The organism is Streptomyces sp. NPDC091376 (assembly GCF_044757085.1).
GTDB lineage: Bacteria > Actinomycetota > Actinomycetes > Streptomycetales > Streptomycetaceae > Streptomyces > Streptomyces pratisoli.
Map to the genome: position 1 here is coordinate 102,639 of NZ_JBIVUF010000016.1, position 14,296 is coordinate 116,934.

General features: G+C 69.7%; 15 protein-coding genes, 3 tRNA genes and 2 pseudogenes. 16 read left to right on the top strand and 4 right to left on the bottom strand.

Annotated features, from left to right (window positions below; translation table 11 throughout):
- Nucleotides 1–11 precede the first annotated feature (11 nt).
- On the bottom strand, nt 12–1,259 hold the full coding sequence (locus tag ACIQMR_RS29325; protein ID WP_401393496.1) for an amidohydrolase family protein: 1,248 nt from the start codon (nt 1,257–1,259) through the stop codon (nt 12–14).
- A gap of 317 nt (nt 1,260–1,576) precedes the next feature.
- Here ACIQMR_RS29325 and ACIQMR_RS29330 point away from each other — a divergent pair.
- The 8 genes from ACIQMR_RS29330 to ACIQMR_RS29365 all read left to right on the top strand — a co-directional run bounded on the left by ACIQMR_RS29330 (nt 1,577) and on the right by ACIQMR_RS29365 (nt 6,487).
- Nucleotides 1,577–1,649 (top strand) — tRNA-Thr (locus ACIQMR_RS29330).
- Between the two features lie 46 nt (nt 1,650–1,695).
- Nucleotides 1,696–1,768: transfer RNA gene (locus tag ACIQMR_RS29335), tRNA-Met, on the top strand.
- Between the two features lie 89 nt (nt 1,769–1,857).
- Nucleotides 1,858–2,022 (top strand): 50S ribosomal protein L33, encoded by a 165-nt coding sequence (gene rpmG / locus ACIQMR_RS29340; protein WP_003948671.1) that lies wholly within the window; start codon nt 1,858–1,860, stop codon nt 2,020–2,022.
- A 120-nt stretch (nt 2,023–2,142) separates the two neighbouring features.
- Nucleotides 2,143–2,595: a MaoC family dehydratase N-terminal domain-containing protein gene (locus ACIQMR_RS29345; RefSeq protein WP_401393499.1), complete on the top strand. Its 453-nt coding sequence runs from the start codon at nt 2,143–2,145 to the stop codon at nt 2,593–2,595.
- A gap of 5 nt (nt 2,596–2,600) precedes the next feature.
- On the top strand, nt 2,601–3,029 hold the full coding sequence (locus ACIQMR_RS29350) for a MaoC family dehydratase (RefSeq protein ID WP_401393502.1): 429 nt from the start codon (nt 2,601–2,603) through the stop codon (nt 3,027–3,029).
- A gap of 208 nt (nt 3,030–3,237) precedes the next feature.
- Nucleotides 3,238–3,807, top strand: coding sequence for a TetR/AcrR family transcriptional regulator (locus tag ACIQMR_RS29355; protein WP_401393505.1), 570 nt, complete (start codon nt 3,238–3,240; stop codon nt 3,805–3,807).
- 119 nt (nt 3,808–3,926) lie between these two features.
- The gene (locus ACIQMR_RS29360) at nt 3,927–5,372 is read left to right on the top strand and encodes a DHA2 family efflux MFS transporter permease subunit (RefSeq protein WP_401393507.1); all 1,446 of its coding nucleotides are present in this window, start codon (nt 3,927–3,929) and stop codon (nt 5,370–5,372) included.
- Entirely contained in the window at nt 5,369–6,487 is a 1,119-nt protein-coding gene (locus ACIQMR_RS29365) for a UDP-N-acetylmuramate dehydrogenase (protein WP_401393510.1), read from the top strand. The genes ACIQMR_RS29360 and ACIQMR_RS29365 overlap by 4 nt, the downstream gene beginning before the upstream one ends.
- A gap of 49 nt (nt 6,488–6,536) precedes the next feature.
- Here ACIQMR_RS29365 and ACIQMR_RS29370 read toward each other — a convergent pair.
- Nucleotides 6,537–6,725 (bottom strand): annotated as a pseudogene (locus ACIQMR_RS29370) (NAD(P)H-binding protein); the annotation flags it as partial.
- Between the two features lie 37 nt (nt 6,726–6,762).
- Here ACIQMR_RS29370 and ACIQMR_RS29375 point away from each other — a divergent pair.
- A pseudogene (locus ACIQMR_RS29375) lies at nt 6,763–6,894 on the top strand (TetR/AcrR family transcriptional regulator); the annotation flags it as partial.
- Between the two features lie 2 nt (nt 6,895–6,896).
- Here the strand turns inward: ACIQMR_RS29375 and ACIQMR_RS29380 are convergent.
- Nucleotides 6,897–7,922 carry an adenosine deaminase gene (locus ACIQMR_RS29380; RefSeq protein ID WP_401393513.1) on the bottom strand — a complete coding sequence of 342 codons (1,026 nt, stop codon included), beginning with the start codon at nt 7,920–7,922 and terminating at the stop codon, nt 6,897–6,899.
- 124 nt (nt 7,923–8,046) lie between these two features.
- Nucleotides 8,047–9,273, bottom strand: coding sequence for a pyridoxal phosphate-dependent aminotransferase (locus tag ACIQMR_RS29385; RefSeq protein ID WP_358667888.1), 1,227 nt, complete (start codon nt 9,271–9,273; stop codon nt 8,047–8,049).
- A 204-nt stretch (nt 9,274–9,477) separates the two neighbouring features.
- Between ACIQMR_RS29385 and ACIQMR_RS29390 the strand changes: the two genes are divergently transcribed.
- The 7 genes from ACIQMR_RS29390 (at nt 9,478) to rplJ (ending at nt 14,244) form a co-directional block, all read left to right on the top strand.
- Nucleotides 9,478–9,550: transfer RNA gene (locus ACIQMR_RS29390), tRNA-Trp, on the top strand.
- A gap of 106 nt (nt 9,551–9,656) precedes the next feature.
- Nucleotides 9,657–9,944, top strand: coding sequence for a preprotein translocase subunit SecE (gene secE / locus ACIQMR_RS29395; protein WP_266381527.1), 288 nt, complete (start codon nt 9,657–9,659; stop codon nt 9,942–9,944).
- Between the two features lie 74 nt (nt 9,945–10,018).
- Entirely contained in the window at nt 10,019–10,909 is an 891-nt protein-coding gene (gene nusG, locus ACIQMR_RS29400; protein WP_401393517.1) for a transcription termination/antitermination protein NusG, read from the top strand.
- Nucleotides 10,910–11,070: 161 nt separating this feature from the next.
- Nucleotides 11,071–11,505 (top strand): 50S ribosomal protein L11, encoded by a 435-nt coding sequence (gene rplK / locus ACIQMR_RS29405; RefSeq protein WP_003956479.1) that lies wholly within the window; start codon nt 11,071–11,073, stop codon nt 11,503–11,505.
- Nucleotides 11,506–11,584: 79 nt separating this feature from the next.
- Nucleotides 11,585–12,307: a 50S ribosomal protein L1 gene (gene rplA, locus ACIQMR_RS29410; protein WP_266381532.1), complete on the top strand. Its 723-nt coding sequence runs from the start codon at nt 11,585–11,587 to the stop codon at nt 12,305–12,307.
- A 161-nt stretch (nt 12,308–12,468) separates the two neighbouring features.
- A complete protein-coding gene (locus ACIQMR_RS29415; RefSeq protein ID WP_401393520.1) occupies nt 12,469–13,434 on the top strand; it encodes a hypothetical protein in 966 nt (321 codons plus the stop codon).
- A 279-nt stretch (nt 13,435–13,713) separates the two neighbouring features.
- Nucleotides 13,714–14,244 carry a 50S ribosomal protein L10 gene (gene rplJ / locus ACIQMR_RS29420; protein ID WP_360433161.1) on the top strand — a complete coding sequence of 177 codons (531 nt, stop codon included), beginning with the start codon at nt 13,714–13,716 and terminating at the stop codon, nt 14,242–14,244.
- Nucleotides 14,245–14,296: the final 52 nt, after the last annotated feature.

The window sequence follows — 14,296 nt, forward strand, 5'->3', positions numbered from 1 at the left end:
GGGCGGTCGCCTCACGGCCTCGGGTCCGGCCGTCCCTGGCGCGGCAGTTCGAGGGCGACGGCCGCCGCCGAGTCGCAGTACTCGCGTACCGCGCTCGTCCGGGCCACGACGCGTCCCCGGTGGATGACGATCCTGCTGTACGCCAGCGACAGCACGCCCTCCAGCTGCTCGCCGCGCACCGCGAGGAGCTCGGCCGGGAACCCCGCCTCGACCCGCACCTCCGGCAGCCCCATCGTCGCGCGTGCCGCCGTGCCGATCGCGTCGTACGCCTCCGCCGCGCGCAGCCCGCCCTGGGAGGCGAGCAGGAAGGCGGCCTCCAGCGGATCGCCGCGCCCGACCGGATTCGCCACGTCGCGCATCGCCCCGCCGCCCGCCGCGACCCGGACCCCGGCCGCCCGCAGCAGCCGCACCGGTGCGACGCCGCGCAGCTCCGCGCCGGCGCAGCCGCCCTGCGGCAGGCAGACCACGGTCACCCCGGCCGCCGCCAACTGGTCCGCGGTCCGGGACGCGACCTCGGCCGGCAGCCGGGAGAGACCCGCGCACGGGCCGATCGAGACGCCGGGCCGCAGCCCGCCGGCCATGGCGGCGAGCCGGGCCAGCCGCGCCGGATCGTCACCGTCCGTGTGGAGATCGACGGGACAGCCGTACTCGGCGGCGATCTCCAGGACCGCTTCCGTGTAGCCGGTCGGATCCGGGTCGGCGTCCGGGCAGCCGCCGACCACGGACGCGCCCGTCTTCACCGCGTCCCGCAGCACCGCCAGGCCGTCGGCGCCCGCCACTCCCGTGAGCAGCCGCGGCACGGCGACGGTGGTCAGCTCGGCCAGTCCGCGCAGCGACCGGCGCGCCTGCAGCACCGCCTCCAGCGGGCCGAGGCCCTGCACATCGCCGATCCGCACGTGCGAGCGCAGCGCGGTCGCCCCGTGCCCGAGCTGCAGCAGTGCGGCCTCGGTGGCCCGCCGCTGGACGTCCTCGGCGGCGTACGAGACGGGCCCCGCGGCGGCGAGCGCGGTGAGGGCCGTGTCCGCGTGGGCGTGCGGCTCCGCGGGTGCGGGGAGCAGGAGATAGCCGCTCAGGTCCACTCGCGCGGAGTGCACCTTGGGGGACGTGCTGAGACTGCCCGCGGTGCCGACGGCCTCGATCCGCGCGCCGCTGAGCCGCACGTCGACCGTGCGGCCGTCGGTGAGGCGGGCGCCGCACAGGAGCAGCGCCGTGGTGTCTGCGGTGGCGCGGTCGGGCGGCTGCGCCTGACTGTCGGGCATCGCGCTCCTGATGGGCGGGGGGAGTGGCCCGGGGGCGGGGGAGTGGCCGCGGGTGGCCTGCGGACGATCATGATCACCCGGCGTGAGCCGAGCCTAGGGGCGCGCCGACCGCGCATCGAGGAGGAGCGCAATAGTCGTACCGGTGTGACCACGAGTGGCGTACGGGGAGGGACGTGGAGGCGTCACCGTCTGTGTCCGCGTGTGGCCGACGAGGCGGGTGTGACGGCGCTCCGTCGGGTACGCGCCGAAGGCGGCCAACGTGGCTCGTAAACGGATTTGGGCGATCGGCGACCGACCGTGTAATGTCTTCATCGCTCGCCCCAATAGCTCAGTCGGTAGAGCGTCTCCATGGTAAGGAGAAGGTCTACGGTTCGATTCCGTATTGGGGCTCTGATGTTGGTGATCCTCGCCTTCGGGCGAGGGGATCCGGCATCGAAGCGGTGTAGCTCAGTCGGTAGAGCAAGCGGCTCATAATCGCTGTGTCACCGGTTCAAGTCCGGTCACCGCTACACACAGTAGCCGATTGTGGGGTCGGTCCTTCGATCGGCTACTCTTTTCTGCGTTCACCCGTCCATCCGTCCGTCCAAGGAGCACTCACGTGGCTGCCACCGACGTCCGCCCGAAGATCACGCTGGCCTGCGTGGAGTGCAAGGAGCGGAACTACATCACCAAGAAGAACCGGCGCAACAACCCGGACCGTCTTGAGATGAAGAAGCACTGCCCGCGCTGCAACGCGCACACTGCACACCGCGAGACGCGCTGAATCAGGCTCGAATGCGAGGCCGCCCCCGTCGAGGGGGCGGCCTCGTGTCGTTTGTTACGGGGTTACCGGCTGGTTCCGGTGCCTCCGGCCAGGGAACGAAAACCAGGAGGTAGCGAGTCCATGGCGCTCGACCAGTCCTTCGTCGGGCGGACCTATCCGCCCACCGCGCCGTACGAGGTAGGCCGGGAGAAGATCCGGGAATTCGCGGAGGCGGTCGGCGACGCGAATCCGGCGTACACGGACCCCGACGCCGCCAAGCAACTCGGCCACTCCGATGTGATCGCTCCACCGACCTTTGTGTTCGCGATCACCTTCAAGGCCGCGGGACAGGTCGTCGCGGATCCGCAACTGGGCCTGGACTACAGCCGTGTGGTGCACGGCGACCAGAAGTTCGCGTACACCCGTCCGGTGCGGGCGGGTGACCGGCTGACGGTCACCTCGACCATCGAGGCCGTCAAGTCCCTCGCGGGCAACGACATCCTGGACATCCGCGGTGAGGTGCACGACGAGGCCGGGGAGCACGTCGTGACGGCGTGGACCAAGCTGGTGGCGCGCGGCGCCGAGGAAGGCTGATCGAGATGGCGGCGAAGATCGCATACGCGGACGTCGAGGTCGGTACGGAACTGCCGGCGCAGAGCTTTCCGGTGACGCGGGCGACGCTGGTGCAGTACGCGGGCGCCTCCGGGGACTTCAACCCGATCCACTGGAACGAGAAGTTCGCCAAGGAGGTCGGGCTGCCGGACGTGATCGCGCACGGCATGTTCACGATGGCCGAGGCGGCGCGTGTGGTGACGGACTGGGTGGGCGACCCGGCGGCGGTCGTCGAGTACGGGGTCCGCTTCACCAAGCCGGTGGTCGTGCCCAACGACGACCAGGGCGCGCTCATCGAGGTCAGCGGCAAGGTCGCGGCGAAGCTGGACGACGGCCGGGTGCGGGTCGACCTGACGGCGATGTCGGCGGGCCAGAAGGTGCTGGGGATGTCGCGGGCGGTCGTACGGCTCGCCTGACCGCCGCGTCGCGCGGCCGAGGGCTGCCGACGGCGGAAAGCATGGAGGAAGGGGCGCGGCTCATCGGGCGGCGCCCCTTCACCGCTTTTCGCCCCCTGACCGCTGTTCGCGCCTTCTCTGTCGCCCGAGCCTTCGCTGCTGTCCGCCTTCGCTGCTGTCCGTGCCGCGCCGTTGACGTAGTTAGTGATTGAGCACTAACTTCACTCTCATGGTCCGGATGAGTGCAGAGGAGCGGCGCGAGAGCGTCATCCGTGCGGCGATGTCGGAGTTCGCCCACGGCGGCTACAGCGGTACGTCCACCGAGGCGATCGCCAGACGGGTGGGTGTCTCGCAGCCGTATCTCTTCCGGCTCTTCCCGGGGAAGAAGGCCATCTTCCTCGCCGCCGCGGGACGCTGCATGACCGAGATGCGCCAGGCGTTCGAGGAGGCGAGCGAGGGGCTGGAGGGCGAGGAGGCCCTGCACGCCATGGCGAACGCGTACACCCGGATCATCGACGAGCAGCCCGAGCGGCTGCTGATGCAGATGCAGACCTATGTCGCCGTGGCCGCCGCCGAAGCGGCAGGTGACCGTGAGTTCGGCGAAGAGGTCCGCGGCTGCTGGATGGAGCTCTGGGAGGCGGTCCATCTGCCGCTCGGCGCGGACATCGGCGAGACCACGCAGTTCATGGCGTACGGAATGCTGATCAACACGCTGGTCGCCATGGGCTTCCCCGCCGGTCACCGGGTATGGGAGGGGTTCTACGCCTCGGCCCGGCGTCCTGCCCCGCAGGAGCCGTGATCCCCGTGGTTCCCCGCCGCGCCGTCGTGCGTGCCGAGGTGTCCCGGGATCTGCGTGCCGACCGTTTCCATGACCAAGGAAGTTAGTCAGCAATAACTAACCAGCAGGGGGAGAGAGCAGTGACTCAGCAAGCAGCCCGAGGTGGCGGCCCCGCCATCTGGGCGCTCGTCATCACCAGCGTCGCCGGCTTCATGGCGGCTCTCGACAATCTCGTCGTCACCACCGCGCTTCCGTCCATACGCACCGACCTCGGCGGGGCGCTGGAGGACCTGGAATGGACGGTGAACGCGTACACGCTCACGTTCGCCGTCCTGCTCATGTTCGGGGCGGCGCTCGGGGACCGGTTCGGCCGACGACGGCTCTTCACGGCCGGGCTCACGGTCTTCACCGTGGCGTCCGCCGCCGCCGCGCTCTCGCCCGGCATCGGCGAACTGATCGCCGCCCGGGCGGTGCAGGGTGCGGGGGCCGCGGTCATGATGCCGCTGACCCTCACCCTGCTCACGGCCGCCGTGCCCGTCGCCCGCCGCGGCATGGCCCTCGGCGCCTTCGGCGCGGTCACCGGTCTGGCCGTGGCCAGTGGACCGCTGATCGGGGGCAGCCTCACCGAGCATCTGTCCTGGCAGTGGATCTTCTGGCTCAACGTTCCCGTCGGCCTCGTGCTCCTGCCGCTGGCGCGGCTGCGCCTGAAGGAGTCGTACGGGCCCGACGCGCGACTCGATGTCCTCGGCACGGTCCTGATCAGCGCGGGTCTCTTCGGCATCGTGTACGGCCTGGTCAGCACGCCGTCGCACGGCTGGACCGACGGGCGCGTGCTGACCGGGCTGACGGCGGGCGGCCTGCTGGTGGCCGCGTTCGTGTGGCACGGGATCCACGGCAAGCGGCCGATGCTGCCGATGCGGCTCTTCCGGGACCGTGGGTTCCTCGGCATCAACATGGCGAGCCTGCTGATGTTCCTGGGGATGTTCGGCTCGATCTTCCTGCTCAGCCAGTTCCTGCAGACGATCGTCGGCTACTCGCCGACCGAGGCCGGGCTGCGGATGCTGCCGTGGACCGGCATGCCGATGCTCGTCGCGCCGGTCGCGGGCTATCTCTCCGACCGTGTCGGCGGCCGGCCCGTCGTCGTCGCCGGACTCGCCCTGCAGGCCGTGGGCCTCGGCTACTTCGCGCTGATACTCGCACCCGATGTCTCGTACGCGGCCCAGCTGCCGCCGCTGATCATCAGCGGCATCGGCATGTCGCTCTACTTCGCCCCCGCGGCCAGCCTCGTCATGTCCAGCGTCCGCACTTTCGAACAGGGCATCGCCTCCGGCGCGAACAACGCCATGCGCGAGGTCGGCGGAGCCCTCGGGGTGGCGATCCTCGCCTCCGTCTTCGCGGCGCAGGGCGGATACGGATCCGCGGACGCGTTCGTGGACGGGACCGTGCCCGCACTGTGGATCGGCTCGGCGGCGGTGGGGGTGGGCGCGGCGATCGCCCTCCTCATCCCGCGCCGGCGTGCCGCTGCCGGACACACGGCCAAGGTCACGGCCTCGGGGCCCGACGTGGTCGTCGCCCCCGTGGCGTGAGCCCGAGCACACCCCGGCCCCCACCGGGCCGGGGTGCCCAGGCCCGTACTCTTGTCGGCGTGCAGGAACTCCATGACGCGCCCCTCGCCCCACTGACCACGTTCCGCCTGGGCGGACCGGCCACCCGCCTCGTCACCGCCACCACGGACGACGAGGTGATCGCCGCCGTCCGCGAGGCCGACGACGCCGGGACGCCGCTGCTGCTGATCGGCGGCGGCAGCAACCTGGTGATCGGGGACAAGGGGTTCGACGGCACCGCCCTGCGCATCGCCACCACGGGATTCCGGCTGGACGGCACACGGCTGGAGCTCGCCGCGGGCGAGGTGTGGACCGACGCCGTGGCGAGGACGGTGGAGGCCGGCCTCGCCGGGCTGGAGTGCCTGTCCGGCATCCCCGGCTCGGCCGGTGCCACGCCGATCCAGAACGTCGGGGCGTACGGCCAGGAGGTGTCCAGCACCATCACCGAGGTCGTGGCGTACGACCGCCGCAGCGGCGGGACGGTCACCGTCCCGAACGCCGAGTGCGGCTTCTCGTACCGCCACAGCCGCTTCAAGGCCGACCCGGACCGCTATGTCGTGCTGCGCGTGCGGTTCGAGCTGGAGGACGCGCGGGGCATGTCCGCGCCGATCAAGTACCCCGAGACCGCCCGTACGCTCGGCGTCGAGGCGGGGGACCGGGTGCCGGCGGCGGCAGCGCGCGAGGCGGTCCTGAAGCTGCGCGCGGGCAAGGGCATGGTGCTGGATCCCGAGGACCACGACACCTGGTCGGCCGGATCGTTCTTCACGAACCCGATCCTGACGGCGGCGGAGTACGAGACCTTCCTCGGCCGTGTCCGTGACCGGCTCGGCGACGGCGTCACCCCGCCCGCCTATCCCGCGGTCGACGGCCACACCAAGACCTCCGCCGCCTGGCTCATCGACAAGGCCGGCTTCACCAAGGGGTACGGCAGCGGACCCGCCCGTATCTCCACCAAGCACACGCTCGCCCTCACCAACCGCGGCGAGGCCACCACGGAAGACCTCCTCGCGCTCGCCCGCGAGGTCGTCGCCGGTGTGCGCGAGGCCTTCGGGGTCACCCTCGTCAACGAGCCGGTGACGGTCGGCGTCAGCCTCTGAACCGGGCCCGCACGGCCCGGTATCGGTAGGCCACCGCCACCGCCGGCGGTCAGCAGGCCACGGCCACCGGCCGCCTGAACGTCGCGGGGGCCTGCGCCATCGCCGGCATGGCGTGGGCCACATCCGCGCGCGAGATCCTGGCGCCGCCACGCAGACTCGTGCCCACCGCGGTGCGGTAGCGCCCGGTCTCAGGGCCGTCGGTCAGCCGCGGCGGGCGCACCGCCGTCCACTCCGTCGCGAGCCCCCGCCGCCCACTCCGCCCCGCCGGAGCCCCCGCCGCCTCGCTCCTCCTCGGCGCCTGTGCGCACCGTGCCTTCGCGTACGACGCGACGGCGGGCAGGCGCCCGCCCCAGCAGGACGTCGACACCTTCGCCTCGGCCCTCGCCCGGACGCTGCTGCGCGGGATCGGCTACGGGGTGTTCGTCAGCCAGTCGTCGATCCCGCTCAGCAGCTTGCCCCGTACGTCCTCCGGCGCCGCCGACGCCCGCACCGACTGGCGGGCCAGCTCGGCCAGCTCGGCGTCGGTGAAGCCGTGATGGAGCCGGGCGATCTCGTACTGCGCCGCCAGCCGCGACCCGAACAGCAGGGGGTCGTCCGCGCCCAGCGCCATCGGTACGCCCGCGTCCCACAGCGTCCGCAGCGGCACGTCCTCGGGCTTCTCGTACACGCCGAGGGCCACGTTGGACGCGGGGCAGACCTCGCAGGCCACCCCGCGCTCCGCCAGCTTGCGCAGCAGCCGCGGATCCTCGGCCGCCCGCACCCCGTGGCCGATCCGGGAGGCGTGCAGATCGTCCAGACAGTCCCGTACGGACATGGGGCCGGTCAGTTCGCCGCCGTGCGGGGCCGCCAGCAGCCCGCCCTCGCGCGCGATGGCGAAGGCACGGTCGAAGTCCCTGGCCATGCCGCGGCGCTCGTCGTTGGAGAGCCCGAAGCCGACCACGCCCCGGTCCGCGTAGCGCACGGCCAGCCGTGCCAGCGTGCGGGCGTCCAGCGGGTGCTTCATCCGGTTGGCCGCCACCACGACCCGCATCCCCAGGCCGGTCTCGCGGGCCGCGCCCTCCACCGCGTCGAGGATCACCTCCAGGGCCGGGATCAGCCCGCCCAGCATGGGCGCGTACGACGTCGGGTCGACCTGGATCTCCAGCCAGCCGGAGCCGTCCCGCACATCCTCCTGGGCCGCCTCGCGCACCAGCCGCCGGATGTCCTCCGGCTCCCGCAGACAGGACCTCGCGATGTCGTACAGACGCTGGAAGCGGAACCAGCCGCGCTCGTCCGTCGCGCGGAGCTTCGGCGGTTCGCCGCTCGTCAGGGCCTCAGGGAGGTGCACGCCGTACTTGTCGGCGAGTTCGAGCAGGGTGCTGGGGCGCATCGAGCCGGTGAAGTGCAGATGCAGATGGGCCTTGGGCAGCAGGTTGATATCGCGGACTCGCTCCATTGCAGGATCTTGCCGCACGCGTCGCCCGTCCGGCAGCCCCTTTCCCCGATCGGGTCCTTGCCCGAACGAAGAAACGGGCCCCCGGCCGCAGCCGGGAGCCCGTCCCACGAGCGAAAGCGGAACGTCAGTCCCGGGCCTCCGCGAGCAGCTTCTGCATCCGCGAGACACCCTCGACCAGGTCCTCGTCGCCCAGCGCGTAGGACAGCCGCAGATAGCCCGGCGTACCGAACGCCTCGCCCGGTACGACCGCGACCTCGGCCTCGTCCAGGATCAGCGCCGCGAGCTCCACGGAGGTCTCCGGGCGCTTGCCGCGGATCTCCTTGCCCAGCAGTCCCTTCACCGACGGGTACACGTAGAAGGCGCCCTCCGGCTCCGGGCAGACCACGCCGTCGATCTCGTTGAGCATCCGCACGATCGTCTGGCGGCGGCGGTCGAAGGCCTCACCCATCTCGGCGACCGCGTCCAGGCTGCCGGAGACGGCGGCGAGCGCGGCGACCTGCGCCACGTTGGACACGTTGGACGTGGCGTGGGACTGGAGGTTGGTCGCGGCCTTCACCACATCCTTCGGGCCGACGATCCAGCCCACCCGCCAGCCGGTCATCGCGTACGTCTTCGCGACACCGTTGACGACGATGCACCTGTCGCGCAGCTCGGGCACGAGCGCCGGGATCGAGGTGAACTTCGCGTCGCCGTAGACGAGGTGCTCGTAGATCTCGTCCGTCAGCACCCACAGACCGTGCTCCAGCGCCCAGCGGCCGATCGCCTCGGTGTCCGCCTCGCTGTAGACCGCGCCGGTCGGGTTGGACGGGGAGACGAAGAGGACGACCTTGGTCCGCTCGGTGCGCGCCGCCTCCAGCTGCTCGACCGAGACCCGGTAGCCGGTGGTCTCGTCGGCCACGACCTCCACCGGGACACCGCCGGCGAGGCGGATCGACTCGGGGTACGTCGTCCAGTACGGCGCCGGGACGATGACCTCGTCGCCCGGGTCCAGGATCGCTGCGAAGGCCTCGTAGATCGCCTGCTTGCCGCCGTTGGTCACCAGCACCTGGGCCGGGTCGACCTCGTAGCCGGAGTCGCGGAGCGTCTTGTCCGCGATGGCCTTCTTCAGCTCGGGCAGGCCGCCGGCCGGCGTGTAGCGGTGGTACTTCGGGTTCTTGCAGGCCTCGATCGCGGCCTCGACGATGTAGTCCGGGGTCGGGAAGTCCGGCTCGCCCGCGCCGAAACCGATCACCGGACGGCCGGCGGCCTTGAGGGCCTTGGCCTTGGCGTCGACGGCGAGGGTCGCGGACTCGGAGATCGCGCCGATACGGGCGGAGACCCGGCGCTCGGTGGGAGGAGTTGCAGCGCTCATACGGCCATGGTCCCAGACCCCGGACCCCCCGGGCACAGGGGTTTCGAGGGTCGGACACGCAGCTGACAGGGCACGGACAGAATGCGGACAGGAACCGCCGCGAAGCTTTCTGTTCGACGCACGGGCTCTGACCACGTACACTCACTCGTCGTTGGCCCTCACCGACCACCTCTACTGATGCGGTAGGTTTGGGGGGAACCACAAAGGGTCGTAGCTCAATTGGTAGAGCACTGGTCTCCAAAACCAGCGGTTGGGGGTTCAAGTCCCTCCGGCCCTGCTACACACACCTTGTCCAGGATGTGTGCGCATGTACGTACTTCAATGCATCGCCGTGCGGCTCCACCGGGCGCGGCACGGCCACGACCCGGAATCAGGTGAGAGACGTGACGGACGCCGTGGGCTCCATCGACATGCCTGATGCCGAGGACGAGGCGCCCGAGTCTCGTAAGAAGACCCGGAAGGGCGGCAAGCGCGGGAAGAAGGGCCCTCTGGGTCGCCTCGCGCTGTTCTACCGCCAGATCGTCGCCGAGCTGCGCAAGGTCGTCTGGCCCACTCGCAGCCAGCTGACGACGTACACCACAGTGGTGATTGTCTTCGTTGTCATCATGATCGGCCTGGTGACCGTGATTGACTATGGCTTCCAGGAAGCAGTCAAGTACGTCTTCGGCTGATCCAGCGGAGGGCGCCTCATCGGCGCCCCTTTCGCATGTTCCACCCCATCTGTATCCAGGAAGAAGCAGCCACCGTGTCTGACCCGAACCTGAACGACGCCGTTGAGCCGAGCGACAGCCTCGAGTCCCCCGAGGACGCGCTCGACATCGTCGAGGCGGCCGATGAGGACCAGGCGGAAGCTGCTGACGCCGCTGCGGGCGAGCCGGCCGAGGAGGCCGCGACTCACGTAGAGGTCGAGGACGAGGACGAGGCCGTCACCGAGGCCGACGAGGACGAGGAAGCCGACGAAGCGGCCGACGAGGAGCTCGCCGCCGAGGACGAGGTCGAGGCAGAGCCCGAGGCCCCCGCCGACCCGATCGCCGCGCTCCGTGACGAGCTGCGCGGTCTGCCCGGTGAGTGGTATGTGATCCACACCTACGCGGGCTACGAGAAGCGCGTGAAGGCCAACCTGGAGCAGCGTGCCGTCTCGCTGAACGTCGAGGACTTCATCTACCAGGCCGAGGTGCCCGAGGAGGAGATCGTCCAGATCAAGAACGGCGAGCGCAAGAACGTCCGGCAGAACAAGCTGCCCGGCTACGTGCTCGTCCGGATGGATCTGACGAACGAGTCCTGGGGCGTCGTCCGCAACACCCCCGGCGTCACCGGCTTCGTCGGCAACGCCTACGACCCGTACCCGCTGACCCTGGACGAGATCGTCAAGATGCTCGCCCCGGAGGCCGAGGAGAAGGCCGCCCGCGAGGCCGCCGAGGCCGAGGGCAAGCCGGCTCCGGCCCGCAAGGTCGAGGTCCAGGTGCTGGACTTCGAGGTCGGCGACTCGGTCACCGTCACGGACGGTCCGTTCGCTACCCTGCAGGCCACGATCAACGAGATCAACGCCGACTCGAAGAAGGTCAAGGGCCTCGTCGAGATCTTCGGTCGCGAGACCCCGGTCGAGCTGAGCTTCGACCAGATCCAGAAGAACTAGCTCGTACAGAAGCTTCCGATCAGGTCAGAACGGCCCTCGTGGCCGTTCTGACCTGCTCGGTTTTTGGCCGCGCAGCCATACCCGTTATCGTTGTGCGGTATGCCTCCATCCGGATGATCGGGTGGAAGGCGGATAACTCTCACTAGGACCCGGAGAGAGCAATGCCTCCCAAGAAGAAGAAGGTCACGGGGCTGATCAAGCTCCAGATCCAGGCCGGTGCGGCCAACCCGGCTCCGCCGGTCGGTCCCGCGCTCGGTCAGCACGGCGTCAACATCATGGAGTTCTGCAAGGCCTACAACGCCGCGACCGAGTCGCAGCGCGGAATGGTCGTGCCGGTGGAGATCACGGTCTACGAGGACCGTTCCTTCACCTTCGTCACCAAGACTCCGCCGGCCGCCAAGCTGATCCTCAAGGCCGCGGGTGTGGACAAGGGCTCCGGCGAGCCGCACAAGACCAAGGTCGCCAAGCTGACGCGCGACCAGGTCCGTGACATCGCCACCACCAAGATGCCCGACCTGAACGCCAACGACCTGGACGCCGCGGAGAAGATCATCGCCGGCACCGCCCGTTCCATGGGCATCACGGTCGAGGGCTGATCAGCTCCCGCGAGACCACAGTGGCAGGGCCAGCGCCGGCCCGGACCACGACTCCGTACCTGAACCAACAGGAGAAGAAGTGAAGCGCAGCAAGGCTCTCCGCAACGCGGACGACAAGATCGACCGGGAGCGCAACTACGCCCCGCTCGAGGCCGTCCGTCTTGCGAAGGACACCGCCAGCACGAAGTTCGACGGCACCGTCGAGGTCGCCTTCCGCCTGGGTGTTGACCCGCGCAAGGCCGACCAGATGGTCCGTGGCACCGTGAACCTTCCGCACGGCACCGGTAAGACCGCCCGGGTCCTGGTCTTCGCGACCGGTGACCGTGCTGCGGCCGCGGAAGCCGCGGGCGCCGACATCGTCGGCTCCGACGAACTGATCGACGAGGTCTCGAAGGGCCGTCTGGACTTCGATGCCGTCGTCGCCACCCCGGACCTCATGGGCAAGGTCGGTCGCCTCGGCCGCGTGCTCGGTCCCCGTGGTCTGATGCCGAACCCCAAGACCGGCACCGTGACCATGGACGTCGCCAAGGCTGTCAACGACATCAAGGGCGGCAAGATCGAGTTCCGCGTCGACAAGCACTCGAACCTGCACTTCATCATCGGCAAGGTCTCCTTCGACGAGACGAAGCTGGTCGAGAACTACGCCGCGGCGCTGGACGAGATCCTCCGTCTGAAGCCGTCGGCGGCGAAGGGCCGCTACATCAAGAAGGCGACCCTGACCACCACCATGGGCCCCGGCATCCCGCTGGACTCCAACCGCACCCGCAACCTCCTCGTCGAGGAGGACCCGGCAGCTGTCTGACCGGGTCGAGCCCGACGGGCTCGTAGGCTGTGAGACCGGCCCCCGCACCTCTTCCGAGGCGCGGGGGCCGGTTTTTTGCAACGACGGTGTCGGACCGGTGAGTTACCGTTCAGTTGTCCCGATGGACGAAACAGCAACAAATGATCTAGGGGTGGGGATTCATGGGCATGTCCGCATGGAAGCGCGCGGGCGTCTCTCTGACGGCTGTGGCGGTCGTCGCGGGTGTCGCGGGCTGTCAGGACGGCGACGAGGGCGGGAGCGGGAAGAAGAAGGCCGCCGAGGCGCCGAAGTCGCAGGTCCAGACGCAGGGCGAGATCACCGAGGTCATCCAGGCCGCCTACCGCAAGACGTCCGAGGCCAAGTCGGCCAAGGTCCGTATGACCATGTCGATGCCGGTCGGGGCGGGCGGCGGCGAGGGCACGATCGAGCTGTCCGGCGTCCAGGGGTGGGACCCCGCGGTGATGGACGTCACCATGAAGGGCTCAGCCCTCTCGGCAGGTGACCCCGATGCCCCGTCCCAGGTGCGCATGGTCCTGGTGGACAACGCCATGTACATGGACATGGGCGCGAAGCAGGCCGCCGAGATGGACGGCAAGCGCTGGATGAAGCTGGACTTCAAGGCCGCGGCCGAGGTCGCCGGCAGCGAGGCCATGAAGAAGCAGATGACCGGCAGCCTGGAGAACATGAACCAGGACCCGGCCCAGCAGCTCGCCCTGTTGCTCGACTCGCCGAACCTCAAGCACATCGGCCCGGAGAAGGTCGACGGCGCCCCGGCGCAGCACTACAAGGGCACGCTGACCTTCGAGGAGATGGTCGACGCCAACAAGTCCCTCGAGGTGCTCTCCGAGAAGGAGCGCAAGGAGCTGGTCGCCAACGTCAAGAAGGCCGGCGTGAAGGGCTACGACACCGAGCTCTGGGTCAACGAGGACAACTTCCCGGTCAAGATGGTCATCGGCATCAAGACCCCTCAGGGCACGGTCGACATGACGGCCCACTACTCCGACTACGGAGCCAAGGCCACCGTCCAGGCGCCGCCGGCCAAGGACACCTTCGACCTCTTCACGATGCTGAAGGAGCTGGAGAGCGCCGGGGCGGACGGCGGGACCGGCGCCGGGTCCGGCTCCTGACCACCCGGTCGGACCGATTTGCTTGACGCCGATCCGTTCGCGTACTCTTCCACGGAAGCCAAAGACCGCTGGTCGTTGTCGTGCCTGTCATGGGTGCGGCGGCCGAAGGATCCGCTAACTGCGGACGACCCGCGCAGGTGACTGTGGATGAGCTCCCGGACGTCGCTCTTCGATGAGTGCAGCCGGTCGAGCCACGCCCCGTGCGCCTGCGCCGGGGCGTTTCGTTTTGTTCAGCCCCTTCCGAGCGGTCGTCATCACCCGGAAGGAGGCCGACGCTCTATGGCAAGGCCCGACAAGGCTGCCGCGGTAGCCGAGCTCGCGGACCAGTTCCGCAGCTCGAACGCCGCCGTGCTGACCGAGTACCGGGGTCTCACCGTGGCGCAGCTCAAGACGCTGCGTCGTTCGCTCGGTGAGAACGCCCAGTACGCCGTGGTGAAGAACACGCTGACCAAGATTGCGGCCAACGAGGCCGGGATCACCTCGCTCGACGACCAGTTCACTGGTCCGACGGCTGTCGCCTTCATCACCGGTGACCCGGTGGAGTCGGCGAAGGGTCTTCGTGACTTCGCCAAGGACAACCCGAATCTCATCATCAAGGCGGGTGTCCTTGACGGCAAGGCGCTGTCCGCCGATGAGATCAAGAAGCTTGCGGACCTCGAGTCCCGCGAGGTTCTGCTCGCCAAGCTGGCGGGTGCCTTCAAGGGCAAGCAGTCCCAGGCTGCTCAGCTCTTCCAGGCGCTTCCGTCGAAGCTCGTCCGCACCGTGGACGCGCTTCGTGCCAAGCAGGCCGAGCAGGGCGGTGCCGAGTAATTCGGCTCGCGCATTGATCCGCGCCGCCTAGCGCGCGGGTCGCAGCGGGCCA